Raw genomic sequence first — 15,948 nt, forward strand, 5'->3', positions numbered from 1 at the left:
GGCCGGGTGGGTCAGCGGTAGGAGGCGCGGGTGCGGATCCTGGAGACCGCGGACAGGACGAGCAGGGTGGTGGCCATCAGGACCACGGCGACGGCGGAGCCGGTGAACAGCGCGCCCCGGTCGGTGGCCGCGTGGATCAGCACGGGCAACGGGGTCCAGTCGGGCGGGTAGAGCATCATCGTGGCGCTCAACTCGCCCATGGACAGGGCGAAGCAGAGTCCGGCGGCGGCGGTGAGCGAGGGCAGCAGGAGCGGCAGGGTGACCCGCCGCAGGACGTGGGCCGGGCGGGCGCCGAGGGAGGCGGCGGCCTGCGCGTAGGCGGGGTCGAGGCGGCCGAGCGCGGCCGACACGGACTGGTGGGCGAAGGCGGTGACCAGCACGGTGTGGGCGGCGACGACGATCCACCGGGTGCCGTTGAGGAGCACGGGCGGCTGGGAGAAGGCGACCAGCACGGCCAGTCCGACGACCACCGAGGGCACCGCGACCGGCAGCACGAACAGGGCGTCGAGGAACCGTCGTTGGCGTCTTCTCAGGGCGGCGCCCGCGAGCGCGGCCCAGGTGCCGGCGGTCAGCGCGAGCAGGCTCGCGGTGACGGCGGTGACGAGGCTGGTGGTGAGGGCCTGGAGGGCCTCGCCGCGGGTCGCCGTGCGGTAGTGGTCGAGGGTGGGGCCCGAGGGCAGGACGCCTGACCAGTGGGTGGCGAGGGAGGCGCCGAGGACGACGAGCAGCGGGAGGGCGAACAGCGGCACGAAGAGGGCGAGGAACAGCGCCCACACCGCCCACCTGGCCCGGCGGCTATGCACCAGCACGACGGTTCACCCCCCGGTAGAGGGCGTAGAGGCCCACGGAGATCAGGACGTTGACGACGGCGACCACGCAGGCGCCCGGGTAGTCGGACTCCAGGATCGCCTTGCTGTAGACGAGCATCGGCAGGGTCGTGACGCCTTTCGCGCCGGTGAACAGGACGATGCCGAACTCGTTGAGGCAGAGCACCAGGACGAGGCTGCCGCCGGAGGCGAGCGCGGGCAGCGCCTCCGGCAGGATCACCTGCCGCACGATGCGCGGGGCGCGTGCCCCGAGGCTGGCCGCGGCCTCCAGTTGGGCGGTGTCGAGCTGGGAGAACGCGGCGAGCAGGGGCCGCATCACGAACGGGGTGAAGTAGGTGATCTCGGCGAGCAGCACGCCCCAGGGCGTGGTGAGGAACCGGAAGGGTCCTTCGGTGGCGCCCGTGAGGTCCGTCCACAGCCCGCCCGCGATGCCGGTGGAGCCGTACACGAAGACCAGCGCGAGGGTGATGAGGAAGGACGGGAAGGAGAGGAAGACGTCGACGAAGCGGGCGACGGCCCTGGCCCCGGGGAACGGCACGAACGCGATGACCAGCGCGAGCAGGAACCCGAGGAGCAGGCAGCCCGCGGTGGCCGCGAGCGCCAGCCAGACGGTGGTCCCGAGCGCCTGCCGGAACGCCTGCGAGGCGAAGACGTCGGTGTAGGGCCGCAGGGAGGTGCCGCCGGTGTCGGGGTGGAAGGACTGCCGGACGACGAGGGCGAGGGGGTAGAGGAAGAAGAAGGAGAGCAGCGCGACCGGGGGCAGCGTCCACAGCAACGGGCCTGCGGAGCGCGGGAGTCGGCTCCTGGGGGGCCGGTCCCGCGGGAGGGGGCGCGGCTGGTGGCCGACGGTCGGCCGGGTGCGGGTCGTCTCAGCCATGTCCCACCCCGGCGGGCAGCAGCACCGCGTCCTCGGCGGCGAAGTGGACGGTGATCTCGGTGCCGTTGGCCGGTGTCCGGCGTGACTCCGGTACGTCGACGGTGAGTTCGTGGCCGCCGATGTCCAGCAGGAGGCGGTGGGTCGCGCCCCGCCACTGGATCTCGGTGACCGTGCCGGTCAGCCGGTTGGGTCCGTCGCCGAGGCCGATGAGATGCGGCCGGACGCACAGGGTGGCCCGCGCGCCGGGTGCCGCCGCCCCGGTGGCGACGGTCAACTCCGTCCCGGCGAAGGTGACGTTGCCGGCGCCGCAGGTCACCGGGAGCAGGTTGGCGTTGCCGACGAAGGACGCGGTGAACTCGTCGGCCGGTGTCCTGTACAGCTCGGCCGGGGTGCCGCAGGCCCGCAGCCTGGCCCGGTCCATCACCGCGATCCGGTCGGCGAGGGTCAGCGCCTCCAGTTGGTCGTGGGTCACGTACAGCATCGAGACGTCGGGCAACTCGCGGTGCAGTCGCGCGAGTTCGGCGAGCATCCCGGAGCGCAGCCGGGCGTCGAGCGCGGACAGCGGCTCGTCGAGCAGCAGCACACCCGGCCGGACGGCCAGCGCGCGGGCGATGGCGACGCGCTGCTGCTGGCCGCCGGAGAGTTCGCGCGGGTGGCGGCGGGCGAAGCCGGCCATGCCGGTCATCTCCAGGGCCTCGCCGACCCGGGCGCGGATCTCGGCGCGCGGTGTCCCGCGGGCCTTGAGGCCGAAGGCGACGTTCTCCTCGACCCGCAGGTGCGGGAAGAGGGCGTACTGCTGGACGACCATGCCGATGCCCCGGCGGTACGGCGGCAGGTCCGTGACGTCCCGCTCGCCGAGGAACACCCGCCCCGACTCCGGCCGTACGAACCCGGCGACCGCCCGCAGCGCGGTGGTCTTGCCCGAGCCGGACGGCCCGAGCAGCGCCATCACCTCGCCGGGCGCGACGGTGAGGTCGAGGGAGTCGAGGACGACGTCGCCGTCGTAGGCGACGGTGACGGAGTCGAAGCGGATGCCCATGTCAGCCCAGCTCTCCGAGGAGCGCGGGCAGGTCGGCGACCGAGTCGACGACGTGGGTGGCGCCCGCCGCGAGGAACGCGTCGTCGCCGTGCGCCCCGGTGCGCACCCCGGCGACCAGGCCCGCGCCCGCGCGGACCCCGCTGAGGATGTCGTACGAGGTGTCGCCGACGACCGCGACCTGGCGCACGTCGTCGGCGGCCCCGGTCCGCACCAGCGCTTCGAGGACCAGGTCGGGGTAGGGCCGGCCGCGGCCGCCGACGTCCGCGGGGCACAGGGTGAGCGGCACCAGGTCGCGCCAGCCGAGGGCGTCGAGCAGGGCGTCCTGGGTGACCCGGGCGAAGCCGGTGGTCAGGACGACGGTCCGGCCGCCCGCGAGGAGCGTCTCGATGGTCTCGCGGGCGCCGGGCACCGGGGCGGTCAGACCGGAGTCGACGAGTTCGCCGTAGGCCCTCTCGAAGGCGGAGTTGGCCTGTTGGGCCCGCTCCTCGCTGCCGAACAGGTGCCGGAACACGGAGATCTTGGACTCGCCCATGGTGGCGCGGACGTAGGCGAGGTGCTCGGTGTGCTGGGCCGATCCGGCGGCGACGCCGAGCGCGTCGGCCGCGGCGGCGAAGGCGCGCTCGACCAGGCCGCCGTCGGCGACGGTGGTGCCGGCCATGTCGAGCACGACGAGCCGGATGTCCGGTGATGTCACGGTGGGTTCCTTGCTCTCTGTCACGTTGCTCACCATCCAAGTGCGTCGGCGGTCGTCTCGGCGACGGCGGGCGAGCAGGTCATGCCGCGCCCGCCGGGCCCGGTGACCAACCACACGCCGTCGCGCACGAGTTGGCGGTGCACGACCCGCGAAGGGTCGGTGCACTGGGCGTACACCCCGGCCCAGCGCCGCCTGATCCTGGGCAGCGGCCGGCCGAGCAGGGACTCGACGACGCCCACGAGGTGGTCGTAGGGGTCTTCGAGGGTGTCGAAGGCGAACGGATGCTCGTACTCGTGGGTGTCGCCGATGGTCAGCGAGCCGTCGGCGCGCTGCACCATGAGCAGTTGCATCCGGTGTTCGGCGGCCGTCCGCGCCTGCGGCTGCCCGGCGCCGAGGGCGTCGAGGGCGGGCGAGGCATAGGCCGGGTAGTAGCGGAAGCTGTCCGCGTCGGCGACCGAGGTGGTGAGCGGCTCGCCCAGCGGCTCGGTCTGCATCATCTGCAACCGCACCCTGCGCACCGGCAGTTCGGGCCCAGCCAGCTCGCGGACGAGGCCGCCGAGCCAGGCTCCCGTGCACAGCACGACGACATCGGCGCGGTGGGTGTCGCCGTGGTCGTCGCGGACGGTGCCCGGCCCTGTCACCTCGCGGACCTCGCGGCCCGGCAGGAAGGTGTAGAGCGGGGACTTCGACAGCTCCTCGCGCAGGGCGAGCTGGGCGGTGCGCGGTTCGACGGCCGCGTCCCGCTCGCAGTACAGGGCGGCGGTGAACTCGCCGCGCAGGGCCGGGTTGAGGGCGCGGGCCTCGCCGGGCGTCAGCAGCTTGTACCCGCGGGCGGCGGCGTCGTCCCGGGCGACGGCGGCCTCGGCGACGGCGAGTTCGAGGGGGCCGCGCACCGGGGTCAGGGAGCCGTTGGCGCGGAACCCGAGTCCGGGTACCCGGCCTCCGATGTCCTCCCACAACTCCCTTGCGCGCAGGGCCGTTTCCAGCTCCGCGCCGCCCGCCCGGCCACTGACCCAGATCTGGCCGAAGTTGCGCAGCGAGGCGCCGCGCGCCTCCGCCTCGCGTTCGATCTGGACGACCTGATGGCCGCGTTCCACTGCGTGCCAGGCGTGCATGGTGCCCACCACGCCTGCTCCGACGACTGTCACTCTCACGACGGTCACGCTCCTCGCGCTGGGGGAACCGGAGGAATCCGGCTGTCGACGAAAGCCTGAACGACCCATCACGTTTGGGCTAGACCCGTTACCTTTTCGTGATACGAGTGGTCGTCCGGGTGTCTGTCGTCCTCGTCCGGGAGTCCGACGTCCTGACGCCCCTCGGCGCCCTGCCAGGTCTATGTCGTCCGGGGGTCCGTCGTCCTGACGCCCCCCGGCGCCCTGCCAGGTCAGCCGTCAGCCCTTCAGCCCTTCAGCCTTTCGGCCCTCCAGCCGGTCAGCCGTCCGCCGGTCAGCCGCGCAGCCGGGTGGTGAAGGAGAACCGGTCGCCCCGGTACAGCGACCGCACCCGCTCCAGCGGACGCCCCTCGGTGTCCCGCGAGACCCGGTGGATCAGCAGCATCGGCAGGGCCGGCGGGGTGCCGATGAGCAGCGCCTCACGCGGGGTGGCGAGCACGGTCTCGATGCGTTCGTCGGCGTCCCCGAAGCCGATGCCACGGTCGCGGAGGTAGGCGTAGAAGGACGAGTCGGGGTCGAAGCCGGAGCCGAGGTCGGGGACCCGGGCCACGGCGACGTAGGTGGATTCGAGGCCCACCCGCTCCTCGTCGGCGAGCAGCACCCGCTCCAGGTGCCAGACCGGCTCGCCGCGCTCCAGGCCGGTCTCGGCGGCGAGCGGCTCGGGGCAGGGGAACCGGTCGAGGGTGACGAGGCTGCGGCCGGGGGTACGGCCCTGGCGCCGAACCCCCTCGGTGTAGCTGGCCAGGGAGATCGGCTGCTCCAGCTTGGGGCCCGCGACGACCGTCCCGCGCCCCTGCCTGCGCAGCTTGCCTTCGAGCACCAGTTCGCGCAGCGCCTGCCTGACGGTCTCCCGCGCGACGCCGTACCGCTCGGACAGATCGCGCTCGGTGGGGATCAGGGCCCCCTCCCCCAGCTCGCCGACGAGATCGTCGATCCGGGCCTTGACGGCGTAGTACTTCGGAATGCGCCCGTGCTCCGGAATGCCGGAGCGGACGGGGGCGCCGGGGGCCTGGTCGTTCGGGTAGTCCACGCAGGGATCGTCGCAGACGGCGCCCGCCGCTCCCGAGGGCGGCCCGGCGCCCGGTCAGCGGCGCCCGCGGGCCACCAGCAGGGCGCCGCCGGTGACGAGCAGGACGGCGGCGAGCGCCAGAATCCCCCGGGCGCCGGTCAGCCCGGTGGCGGCGAGTTCGTCGGCGAGCGGCAGCCTCCGCCCACCGTCGGCGGAGCCGGCCGATGACGACGGGGTCGGGGACGAGGTCGGGGACAGCGACGGGGGCTGGGTTCCGGAGGGCCTGCCCGAGGGAGGCACGGCGCCGGACGCCGACGCCGACGCGGCGGGCGTCGACGACCGTCCCGGCGGCGGCGCGACGACGGGTCCTGAGGCGTCCGGGGAAGGGGCGGCGGAGGCGGCTCGGGAAGGGGCGGCGGTCGCGGCGGCGCTGGACCTCGGGGCGACGCCGGTGTCGGAGTCGGGGTCGGTGTCGGAGTCGGGGCCCTCCTCCACGCGGAAGGCGTAGTCGTTCGACCGCCCGACCCACTCGCCCTTGTTCCCGCGCCGCTGCACGACGGCCGCCTTGACGGTGACGTCGTTCGGCACGGCGTCCGCGGCGAACGCGAGCCGCACCGTCACGGAGACGGTCTTCTTCGGGCCGACGGTGAACCCGGGGAACCCGTCGTCGAAGGCGCCGACCAGTTCGTCCTCGTCGGTGGTCTCGAAGTGGACGGGGTGGGCGCGGCGGTCGGCGTCGTCGAACTCCAGCCGCGTCTGGTCGGGCCGCAGCTCGCGCCGCTCGTCGACGAGGACGACGACGGGATGGACGTCGCCGCAGCTGCGGTCGGTGGTGTTGGTGAGCTTCACCGACCAGGCCACGGGCCCGCCCCCGGCCCGGTAGGTGTCGGGCCCGCCCTCGATCCGGGTGGTGAGCGGGAAACGGGGCCCGTCGGCGCAGGGGGCGACGGCGGGGGCAGCGGGGACGGCGGGGGCAGCGGGAACGCCGGGGCCGGCCTGGGCGGGCGGCTCGGCGACGAGGAGAGGGGCGGCTGCGGCAAGGCAGAGGGCAAGGGACGAGCACAGTCGCATGAACACGGGATCTTGGCGGGCGGGGTCGCGGGAGGGGCGCCGACACTCCGAGGGGCGGGGAGAGTCCGCCCGATGAGAGTAATAACTGACTGTCGGATGATGTGGACGGAAGGAAGACGGTCTGGTCCGCCGCACGAAAGGGATCCCCGCCCGGTCCTCCGCAGGCGGGGACAACGGTCCGGTCCGCCGCACGAAGGGACAAGGGTCCCGTCCACCACACGCGGGACCGTCCGGTCCGCCGCACGCGGGGACAACCGTCCGGTCCACCGCACGAAGGGACAACGGTCCCGTCCGCCGCACGCGAGGACAACCGTCCGATCCACCGCACGCGGGGGCCGCGGCTCAGCCCCTCCGCACAGGGGCTGCGGCTACCCGCCCCCGCAGGAACCGCGGCTCAGCCCCCTCTCCGCGAACAGGGACCGCGGCTCAGCCCCCCCTCCGCGCACAGGCGCCGCGGCTCAGCCTCCCCCTCCGCGCACAGCGACAGCGGCTCAGCCCGTCGCCCTCAGCCCGTCCCCCTCGGCCCGTCCCCCTCGGCCCGCAGGAGCGGCGGCTCAGTCGTCCGCCCGGCCGAAGACCGGCGCGAGCACCAGTTGGGCCGCGCCATCCGCGACTCCGCCCGCCGCCACGCGGACCGGCAGCGGCGGCTCGCCCGTGCGGTGGGCGCGGGCGTCGAGCACCTCGGTCACACCCCGGAGGAAAGGTTCCGGCGCCTCGGTGACCGTGCGCCCGCCGATGAGCACCAGGTCGACGTCGAGCAGCGCGACGAGATTGGCCGCGCCGACGCCGAGAACGCGGCCCGCCTCCGGCAGGTCGCCGCGCGCCACCGCGGCCAGGCAGAGCGCCTCGACGCAGCCGCGGTCGCCGCACCCGCACAGCGGCCCGCCCCACTGCACGACCTGGTGGCCGAACTCCCCGGCGCCGGTCCTGGCCCCCCGGTGCACGGCCCCGCCGAGCACGAGACCGGCGCCGAGCCCGGTGCCGAAGTACAGGTAGGCGAAGGACGAGCCGCTGCCGCCCGCCGCGCCGCCGAGGGCGAGGCCGAGCGCGGCGGCGTTGGTGTCCTTGTCGACGACGACCGGCACCCCGAGCCGCCGCGCCAGCGCGTCCCGCAGCGGAAACCCGTCCCACTCGGGGAATCCCGTGACGCGATGCAGGACGCCACGGAGATGGTCGAGCGGCCCGGGAAGGGCGACACCGACCCCGAGGACGGAGACCCCGAGGGCGGAGACCCCGACGTCGGAGCCCGCGAGGGCGGAGACCCCGAGAGGCCCCGCGCCCCCGAGAGGCGCCGCGCCCCCGAGACCGCCCCGGTCACCGCCGTCACTTCTCGACGGCCCCTCCGCCGCCTCCAGGCTCGCCACCCCCGCCGTCACCTCGCGCACCACCAGCTCCACGACCCCCTCGGCCCCCACCCCGAAGTCCGCGGGCGCCCACCGCTGCGCCACCACGGTTCCCGCCAGGTCGACCAGGACCGTGCGCACCCCGTCCCGGTCGAGGTGGACGCCCACCGCGTGTCCCGCCTCCGGCACCAGGCGCAGCAGGGTGCGGGGCTTGCCGCCGGTGGAGGCACGGTGGCCCGCCTCCGCCGCGAGCCCCTCCTCCCGCAGCCGCGCCGTGATCTTGCTGACCGCCTGGGGGGTGAGCCCGGTCCGCTCGGCGAGTTCCAGCCGGCTGACGCCCCCGGCACCGGCGGCCCGCAGCAGATCGAGCACCAGCGCGGTGTTGTGACTGCGCACGGCGAGCAGATTGGCGCCCCCGGCCCCGGCCCCCTTCACCGCGGCCCACCCGGGCGAGCGCACTCCCCGGCAGCCACGCCCGCCCGCGCCTCCACGCCCGCCCGCGCCTCCACGCCCGCCCGCGCGCCGGTGCCCGCCGCCCGTCCCGCGCGCTCCCCCGCGCCCGTGATCACCGCCTTGATCGCCGCCATGATCGCCGCATTGATCACCACCGTGCCCGCCACCGCCGTCATTCCGCCATTCCGCCGTCGTCCCGTCGTGATCTCGTCGTCCCGTCGTGATCCCGTGATCGCGTGATCCCGTCATCCCGTCCACCCCGCCATTCTCCTCCGCCCTTGCACTTTGGCAACAGCGTTGCCAAAGTGGACGGCATGACTGGTAATCCCCCCGGCTCCCCCCTCCGCGTGGGCCTCGTCGGCTACGGTCTCGCGGGCTCCGTCTTCCACGCCCCGCTGATCGCCGCGACCGAGGGCCTCGTCCTGGACACGGTGGCCACCTCAAACCCCGAGCGGCAGCGGCAGGCCCGCGCCGAGTTCCCCGACGTCCGCGTGGCGCCGACCCCGGACGAACTGTTCGCCCGCGCCGCCGAGTTGGACCTGATCGTCATCGCGTCGCCCAACAAGACGCATGTGCCGTTCGCCATCGCCGCCCTGGAGGCCGGGGCGCCGGTGGTCGTGGACAAGCCGGTGGCCGGCACCGCGGCCGAGGCCCGCGAGCTGGCCGCCCTCGCCGAGGAACGCGGGCTGCTCCTGTCGGTCTTCCAGAACCGGCGCTGGGACAACGACTTCCTCACCCTCCGCAAGCTGATCGCGGACGGCGCTCTCGGCGACGTCTGGCGCTTCGAGTCGCGGTTCGAGCGCTGGCGTCCGCAACCCAAGGGCGGCTGGCGGGAGTCCGGGGACCCGGCGGAGATCGGAGGGCTGCTGTACGACCTCGGCAGCCATGTCGTCGACCAGGCCCTGGTCCTCTTCGGCCCGGCGACCCGGGTCTACGCGGAGGCGGACGTGCGCCGCTCGGGCGCGGAGACCGACGACGACTCCTTCATCGCGCTCACCCACGCGAGTGGCGTCCGCTCGCATCTGTACGTCTCGGCGACGACCGCGCAACTCGGCCCGCGCTTCAGGGTGTTGGGGTCGCGTGCCGGATACGTCAAGTACGGCCTCGACCCGCAGGAGGCGGAGCTGCGCGACGGCCGGCGCCCCGGCGGCCGGGCCGACTGGGGCACGGAGCCCGAGTCGATGTGGGGCCGCGTCGGCGCCGGCGAGTCCCCGCTGACCGGCGGCGGCACCCCCGAGCCGACGCTCCCCGGCGACTACCCCGCGTACTACGCGGCGGTGGCCAAGGCCCTCACCGAGGGCGGGCCCAACCCGGTGACCGCGGCGGAGGCGGCGGACGCCCTCGACGTCCTGGAGGCGGCCCGCCGTTCGGCCCGTGACGGAGTGGCGGTCGACCTGTGACGCACAGCGGCGGAGTCACCCCGAAGTTCCAGCCGGAGATCACACCCTCCGTCGCGGAACTGGAGGCGCAGGAACGGCGCCTGGTCTTCAGCCGGTTCACCCATGACGACGCGTGGGCGCTCGGCTCGCTCCTGGTGGAGCTGGCCCGGGAGCGCCAGGCGCCGGTGGCGATCGACATCCATCGGGCGGGGCAGCAGCTGTTCCATGCCGCGCTGCCGGGTTCGGTGCCCGACAACGACGTCTGGATCGCCCGCAAACGCCGGGTGGTGGAGCGCTATCAGAGCGCGTCGTACCTGGTAGGGAGCCGTTTCCGGGCGAAGGGGACGACGTTCGAGGAGTCCTCGCGGCTCGATCAGGACCGGTACGCGGCGCACGGCGGCTCGTTCCCGATCACCGTGGAGGGCGTGGGTGTGGTCGGGGCGGTGACGGTGAGCGGTCTGCCCCAGTTGGAGGACCACCGGTTCGTGGTGGCGGCGATCGAGGAGTTTCTCGGCGGGCGCTGAGCGCGTCGCCGTCTCGGCGGGAAGAGTCTGCGGCACCCTCCGGTTGGCACCGCTGTTGGCACACCGACCGGAGGGACAGCCAGGATGAGTGACGGCACGTTGAAGGAATCCGTCGGACGGTACGGCGTGTGGAGCGTGGGCCTGCGCTCCGAGGACCCGACCCGGCGCGGTGAACTAGCCGAGGTGGCGGCCGAGTTGCAGGATCTTGGGTTCGGCGCGGTGTGGCTGGGCGGCAACAGCGCGGCGCGGCACGCCGAGCCGCTGGTGGCGGCGACGTCGAAGCTGGTCGTCGGCACCAGCATCCAGAGCATCTGGCAGTACGACGCCGAGGAGTCCGCGGCGGCGTTCGCCGAGCTGGAGTCGGCGCACCCCGGCCGCTTCGTGCTGGGGCTCGGTGTGAGCCACGCGAAGCTGGCGGAGCAGTACCGGCGCCCGTACTCCGCGCTGGTCGGCTATCTCGACGCCCTGGACGCGGCCGGCGTCCCGGCGGACCGCCGTCTCCTCGCCGCGCTGGGCCCGAAGACGCTCGAACTCTCCCGCGACCGGGCGGCGGGCGCGATCCCGTACCTGGTCACCCCGGAGCACACGGCGTACGCGCGCGGGATTCTCGGCGTCCCCCCGCTGCTGGCACCGGAGTTGATGGTGGTCATGGAGCCCGACCCGGCGACGGCCCGCGCGCTGGCCCGCGAGGCCCTCGCCTCCTACCTCTCGCTGCCCAACTACACGAAGAACTTCCTCCGCCACGGCTTCACCGAGGACGACCTGGCGGACGGCGGCAGCGACCGGCTGATCGACAGGGTCTTCGCCTGGGGTGACGACAGCACGATCCGCGCCCGCGTCGCGGAGTTCCAGGAGGCGGGCGCGGACCATCTGGCCCTCCAGCTGATCGACGCGAACCCCCGGGACAGCCTCCCGAGGGCGGGGTGGCGCAGGCTGGCGGCGCTGCTGGGCTGAGGCGCGTCGGCCCGGGGTCCGGGCGGGCCCGTCGCGCCACCGTCCAACGGGCTTACGCCGAGGCGCCGTTCAGGTAAGCCGCCCTCGGGCTCCGTTCAAGGGCGGCGCCCCCGGGCCCCGTTCAGCGGGCCGCGTCGAGGATTCGTCCGGCGAGTTCCAGGGCCTGGTCGACCTCCTCGGCGATGTACATCAGCTCGACGAAGACGTGGTCGACGTCGGTCTCGTCGCCCGCGCGGACGACGGTGGCGACGATGTCGTCCAGCGAGGCCGTCGCCGTCGGGTTGATCCGCAGGACGACGTCGACGGCGCCCGGGTCGCGGCCGTACCCCTCAGCGAGGGCGCGGATGCGGGCCAGCGGCTCGTTGACGGAGGCCGGGTCGAACACCACGGCGCCGGGCACCGCGACCGGCAGCCAGCCGTCCGCCCGGCGGGCGATCCTGCGCAGCGCGGCCGGTGCCGCCCCGCCCAGATAGATCGGGGGCCGCGGCTTGCGGGCGGGCCTGAGGTCAGCATGGGTGGCCGGAACGGTCCAGTAACTCCCTTGGTAGGAGGCCGGGTCGGTGGTCCAGAGCGCTTCGAGCGCGTCGAGGCTCTCGTCCAGCCGGGCACCCCGCTTCTCCATGGGGAGGCCGACCGCCTGGTACTCCTCGGGCGACCAGCCGACGCCGAAGCCCGCGAGCAGCCGGCCGCCGCTGACCAGGTCGATGGTGGTGAGCGAACGCTCCAGCAGGGCCGGTGGGTACCAGGTGGCGTTGAGCACGTTGCTGCCGATGAGCGGCCGTTCGGTGACGGTGGCGGCGATGGTCATCAACGCGAAGGGATCGAGGCGGCGGTTGAAGCCCTCGGGGATGGTGTCGGTGCCCGCGTAGCCGACGATCGGCCGCACAGGCGCGAGCAGCCGGTCGCCGACCCAGAGACTGTCCGCTCCGAGGCTCTCGGCCTGCCGGGCGAACCCTGCCACCTGATCGGCCTGCCGGGCCATCGACCCGAACTGCGGAAGCGTGAAACCGATACGCATGAGACGTCTCCTCATGTGAGTCACTTCTGAGGAAGTTCAACGTTCAACTCCTCTTCTCCGAGCGTAAGTCCCCGCGGCCCACCGGGACCGCTCCGATCCAGCCACAGCGCCGCCGGTCACCCGCCTGACCAAAGGTCAGCACCGCGAGACGGCGGCGCCCGTCCGGCGAAACGGTGGTGATTCCTCCGGAAAAACGGTGGCGGTCCCTCCGGAAAAACGGTGGCGACCCCTCCACCGAATCAACACCCCGCCCGAACCGATCCGCTTTCTTGATCGAGAATTCCGCCGAAGCCGGGGTGTTGTGGAGGGTGTCCCTTTTCGATACGCTCACCAACCTCAACGGCCGTAAGTCCACTTGCTCCAGGGGGAAATGTGGATGCGTTCGTCCCGGTAATCCTCTCTGCGCGGGATTCTTGATGGGCGAGGCCGAGGAGATTTTAAGACCTCCAGGTCCCGACTTATCCGAGGCACCGCCCTCACCTCCTTTACGAAGACGGAATTTCTTTCTCTTCTGGACGGCGGGTGCCGTCGACGGTCTCGGAACGTGCGCTTCCGCTCTCTTTCTTCCGCTGATCCTGCTGGGCGCCGGATATCCGGCCGGACTCACCGGCCTCGTCGCGTCGACGGCACTGGTCAGCGGACTGGTGGTCGCACCGGTCGCGGGTGTCTTCGCCGACCGGTGGCCCCGCAAGCCGATGATGTGCGCCGCGGCCCTGGTCGCCGCGGGCGCCATGGGATCGGTGTTCGCGGCCGTGGCGCTCGGCCGGGTCGCCCTCGTCCACGTACTCGTCGCGGCCGTCGTCGAACAGGCCGCGGGCGCCACCTACGGAGCCGCCGCCTCCGGGACGATCCGACGGCTGGTGCCGCCCGCCGAGTACCCCCGCGCGATCGGATACCTCCAGGCCAGGGACCAGGCGGTGCAGATCGTCGGACCCACGCTCGGCGGCGTCCTGTACCAACTGGCCCGGTGGGTGCCCCTGCTCGCGGACGCGCTGTCGTTCCTGCTGGTCGCGGTGTTGAGCAGGGCGATCAGCGCGGACCTGACACCCCAACGGGAAGGCCCGCCCGCGTCGTTCACCCGCGACCTCGCCGAAGGACTGCGCTTCGTCCGTGCCGAACCGTTCCTGCGCTTCGTGGTGGTGTGGACCGCCGGGATCAACGCGCTGCTCGGCGCGCTCTACTTCCACGCCGTGTTCGCCTCGCACGCCCGGGGCGCCAGCCCCTCCTCGATCGGTCTCATCCTCACTCTGTCGGGCGTCGGCGGCCTCCTCGGCGCACTCGCCGCGCCGTGGCTCGTGGCCCGGGTCCCGGCCGCGTGGATCGTGACGGGCGCGTCCTGGGCCATGGTGCCGACCGCGGCCGGACTCGCGTACGCGTCCAGGACGTGGGCCTACGGGCTGCTGCTGAGCGCGGTGTCGCTGATCGTGCCGTCCGTGGTGGTCGTGCTGCAGAGCCGGGCGGTGCTGGTCACCCCTGACCGGCTGCTGGCCCGGATGGGCACGGTGCTCGGCACCGCCGGCGAGGGCGTCGCCGTCCTCGCGCCCGTCGCGGCGGGGGTCCTGGTGGCGGCCTACGGCGGGCGCGCGATGGCGCTCGGCTGCGCCGGCGCGTTCGCCGGCCTCGCCCTGTACGCCACCGCGCGGGCCGGACTCGTGGCCCGGGAGGCGTCATGACGGCGGCCAGGCCGACGACGGCCCCCCGCACCTACGGCGTGTACCGGCCGGTGCTGCCGGTGACCAGGCCCGGGCACCCGGAGCGGATGGTGTACACCGGCGACGCGGGCGGACGCTGCGAGATCTTCGTGTGGGACCGCTCCACCGACACCACCAGGCAGTTGACGGACCGGCCGCACGGCACCCTGCTGTGCGCCGTCGACGACGAGGCCGTCTGGTGGTTCGACGAGGACCCGGGCGGCATGGGCGGCTGGCGCACCCAGGACTTCGACGGCGGCCCCGACCGGCCCGCGCTGACCGGGGTGCCGTCCGGGCGGCCCGCGGGACTCGCGCTGGCCGCGGGCGGCACGGCCGCCGTCGCCATCCGCGGCCCCGAGGGACTCAGCGTCCACCTGGGACGACGCGGCGGCACCGGCAGGGCCGTGCTGCGCACGACGGAGTCCGGCACGCTCTGCGACCTCGCGCCGGACGGCGGGCTCCTGGCGCTGTCGGGACCCGCGCACTCCGCCCGCGCCGTGACCCTGCTGACCCCGGACGGCGCCACCGTCGCCGTCCTCTCCGGCACCAGGGAACGCACCTGGGCGCTCGGCTTCGCACCGGCGCACGCGCGGGCGGACGGAGCGACGGGACCGGCCGGCGGAGCGGAGCGGAGCGCCGGGCGGACGGCGATGTCCGACCGGACGCCGTTCCCCGCGCCGTTGCCCGCGCCGGTGCCGGCGCCCGGTACCTCGCCGCTGCTGGTCATGCGGGAGCGGGACGGCCGGTACCACCTGGGCACCTGGACCCTTGGGCGCGGACTGGAACTGCTGCCGTGGTGCTCGTTCGACACCGAGACGACCGCCCGCTGGTACCCGGGGTCAGATGGCGCCCGGGTGCTGCTCAGGCAGGACCGGCACGGCCGCAGCCGGCTGTTCACCGCCGACCTCGACCGCCGCGAGCTGACCCCGGTCCCCACCCCGGAGGGCAGCATCCTGGACGCCTCCCCCGCCGCCGACGGGGACGTGCACTTCATCTGGACGGACGCGGTGAACGTGCCGCGCGCGCTGTCCCTGTCGGGGAGACCGCTGCCCGGCCAGAGCGACTGGCGGCTGCCGCGCTTCGGCCACCGCCGGGACCTGTGGACGCCAGGGCCCGACGGCCCGGTGCACACGTTCGTCACCACGCCCGCCGACCGTCCCGCCCCGCACCCGCTGGTCCTGCTCGTCCACGGCGGCCCGGCCGACCACGACCGCGACGCCTACGACCCCATGGTGCAGGCCCTCGTCGGCTCGGGGTACGCCGTCGCCCGCGTCAACTACCGCGGTTCCACCGGGTACGGGCCGCGCTGGCGCTCCGCCTACTCCGAGGGCGTCGGCCACACCCAGGTCGCCGACCTGGTGCGGGCCCGCGCCGACCTGCTGGAACGCGGCATCGGGCGGCCGGGCGCGGTGGGCCTGTGCGGCACGTCGTGGGGCGGCTATCTGACGCTGCTGGCCCTGGGCACCCGCCCCGAGCTGTGGGACGTCGGCGTGGCCGTGAAGCCGCTCGCCGACTGCGTCACGGCGTTCCGGCACTCCACGCCCGCCCTCCAGGCGCTGGACACCGCGCTGTTCGGCGGCACCCCGGACGAGGTGCCCGACGCGTACGCGCACGCCTCGCCGTCCTCCTACGCGGCCGCCATCCGCGCCCCGCTGCTGGTCGTCGCCGCGCGACGGGACGCCAAGTGCCCGCCCGAGCAGGTCGAGGCGTACCTGGCGGTGCTGCGGGCGGGCGGTGTGGCCCACGAGCTGATGTGGCTGGAGTCGGGCCACGACGGCTACGACGGCGCCGACCACCTGGCCGTGATCAGACGGTCCCTCAGATTTCTCGGCCGCGGGCTGCCCCAGGCACCCGCGCCTGCCGAGCCGTCCCCGCACCGGGAGAGGAGGTGAACATC

15 protein-coding genes are annotated in these 15,948 nt (G+C 74.1%); 6 read left to right on the forward strand and 9 right to left on the reverse strand.

Annotated elements, in window-relative coordinates; all coding sequences use genetic code 11:
- Positions 1 to 11 precede the first annotated feature (11 nt).
- The 8 genes from DDJ31_RS14725 to DDJ31_RS14760 all read right to left on the reverse strand — a co-directional run bounded on the left by DDJ31_RS14725 (position 12) and on the right by DDJ31_RS14760 (position 8,491).
- On the reverse strand, positions 12 to 809 hold the full coding sequence (locus DDJ31_RS14725; RefSeq protein ID WP_171480828.1) for an ABC transporter permease: 798 nt from the start codon (positions 807 to 809) through the stop codon (positions 12 to 14).
- Complete coding sequence (locus DDJ31_RS14730) at positions 796 to 1,704, reverse strand: 2-aminoethylphosphonate ABC transporter permease subunit (protein WP_127179832.1); 909 nt, start codon at positions 1,702 to 1,704, stop codon at positions 796 to 798. Before DDJ31_RS14730 ends, DDJ31_RS14725 begins: the two co-directional genes overlap by 14 nt.
- The gene (locus tag DDJ31_RS14735) at positions 1,697 to 2,743 is read right to left on the reverse strand and encodes an ABC transporter ATP-binding protein (RefSeq protein ID WP_127179831.1); all 1,047 of its coding nucleotides are present in this window, start codon (positions 2,741 to 2,743) and stop codon (positions 1,697 to 1,699) included. Before DDJ31_RS14735 ends, DDJ31_RS14730 begins: the two co-directional genes overlap by 8 nt.
- Position 2,744: 1 nt before the next feature.
- Positions 2,745 to 3,473 carry a phosphonatase-like hydrolase gene (locus tag DDJ31_RS14740; protein WP_127179830.1) on the reverse strand — a complete coding sequence of 243 codons (729 nt, stop codon included), beginning with the start codon at positions 3,471 to 3,473 and terminating at the stop codon, positions 2,745 to 2,747.
- Complete coding sequence (locus tag DDJ31_RS14745) at positions 3,467 to 4,591, reverse strand: TIGR03364 family FAD-dependent oxidoreductase (RefSeq protein ID WP_127179829.1); 1,125 nt, start codon at positions 4,589 to 4,591, stop codon at positions 3,467 to 3,469. Before DDJ31_RS14745 ends, DDJ31_RS14740 begins: the two co-directional genes overlap by 7 nt.
- 292 nt (positions 4,592 to 4,883) lie before the next feature.
- Positions 4,884 to 5,639 carry a GntR family transcriptional regulator gene (locus DDJ31_RS14750; protein WP_127179828.1) on the reverse strand — a complete coding sequence of 252 codons (756 nt, stop codon included), beginning with the start codon at positions 5,637 to 5,639 and terminating at the stop codon, positions 4,884 to 4,886.
- A 54-nt stretch (positions 5,640 to 5,693) separates the two neighbouring features.
- A complete protein-coding gene (locus tag DDJ31_RS39860) occupies positions 5,694 to 6,689 on the reverse strand; it encodes a hypothetical protein (protein ID WP_346656284.1) in 996 nt (331 codons plus the stop codon).
- A gap of 554 nt (positions 6,690 to 7,243) precedes the next feature.
- Positions 7,244 to 8,491: an ROK family transcriptional regulator gene (locus DDJ31_RS14760; RefSeq protein WP_240678200.1), complete on the reverse strand. Its 1,248-nt coding sequence runs from the start codon at positions 8,489 to 8,491 to the stop codon at positions 7,244 to 7,246.
- 102 nt (positions 8,492 to 8,593) lie between these two features.
- On the opposite strand from DDJ31_RS14760, the gene DDJ31_RS39655 reads away from it, so the two are divergent.
- The 4 genes from DDJ31_RS39655 to DDJ31_RS14775 all read left to right on the forward strand — a co-directional run bounded on the left by DDJ31_RS39655 (position 8,594) and on the right by DDJ31_RS14775 (position 11,342).
- Positions 8,594 to 8,725, forward strand: coding sequence for a hypothetical protein (locus DDJ31_RS39655; RefSeq protein ID WP_276319312.1), 132 nt, complete (start codon positions 8,594 to 8,596; stop codon positions 8,723 to 8,725).
- Between the two features lie 74 nt (positions 8,726 to 8,799).
- On the forward strand, positions 8,800 to 9,885 hold the full coding sequence (locus DDJ31_RS14765) for a Gfo/Idh/MocA family protein (RefSeq protein ID WP_127179825.1): 1,086 nt from the start codon (positions 8,800 to 8,802) through the stop codon (positions 9,883 to 9,885).
- Positions 9,882 to 10,388 (forward strand): heme-degrading domain-containing protein, encoded by a 507-nt coding sequence (locus DDJ31_RS14770; protein WP_127179824.1) that lies wholly within the window; start codon positions 9,882 to 9,884, stop codon positions 10,386 to 10,388. The genes DDJ31_RS14765 and DDJ31_RS14770 overlap by 4 nt, the downstream gene beginning before the upstream one ends.
- A gap of 84 nt (positions 10,389 to 10,472) precedes the next feature.
- On the forward strand, positions 10,473 to 11,342 hold the full coding sequence (locus DDJ31_RS14775; protein ID WP_127179823.1) for an LLM class F420-dependent oxidoreductase: 870 nt from the start codon (positions 10,473 to 10,475) through the stop codon (positions 11,340 to 11,342).
- Between the two features lie 121 nt (positions 11,343 to 11,463).
- Here the strand turns inward: DDJ31_RS14775 and DDJ31_RS14780 are convergent, their stop codons facing one another.
- The gene (locus DDJ31_RS14780) at positions 11,464 to 12,360 is read right to left on the reverse strand and encodes a TIGR03619 family F420-dependent LLM class oxidoreductase (RefSeq protein ID WP_127179822.1); all 897 of its coding nucleotides are present in this window, start codon (positions 12,358 to 12,360) and stop codon (positions 11,464 to 11,466) included.
- A gap of 416 nt (positions 12,361 to 12,776) precedes the next feature.
- On the opposite strand from DDJ31_RS14780, the gene DDJ31_RS14785 reads away from it, so the two are divergent.
- Complete coding sequence (locus DDJ31_RS14785) at positions 12,777 to 14,033, forward strand: MFS transporter (protein ID WP_127179821.1); 1,257 nt, start codon at positions 12,777 to 12,779, stop codon at positions 14,031 to 14,033.
- Entirely contained in the window at positions 14,030 to 15,943 is a 1,914-nt protein-coding gene (locus DDJ31_RS14790; protein WP_127179820.1) for an alpha/beta hydrolase family protein, read from the forward strand. Before DDJ31_RS14785 ends, DDJ31_RS14790 begins: the two co-directional genes overlap by 4 nt.
- Positions 15,944 to 15,948 lie beyond the last annotated feature (5 nt).

It is taken from the genome of Streptomyces griseoviridis (assembly GCF_005222485.1).
Lineage (GTDB): Bacteria > Actinomycetota > Actinomycetes > Streptomycetales > Streptomycetaceae > Streptomyces > Streptomyces hintoniae.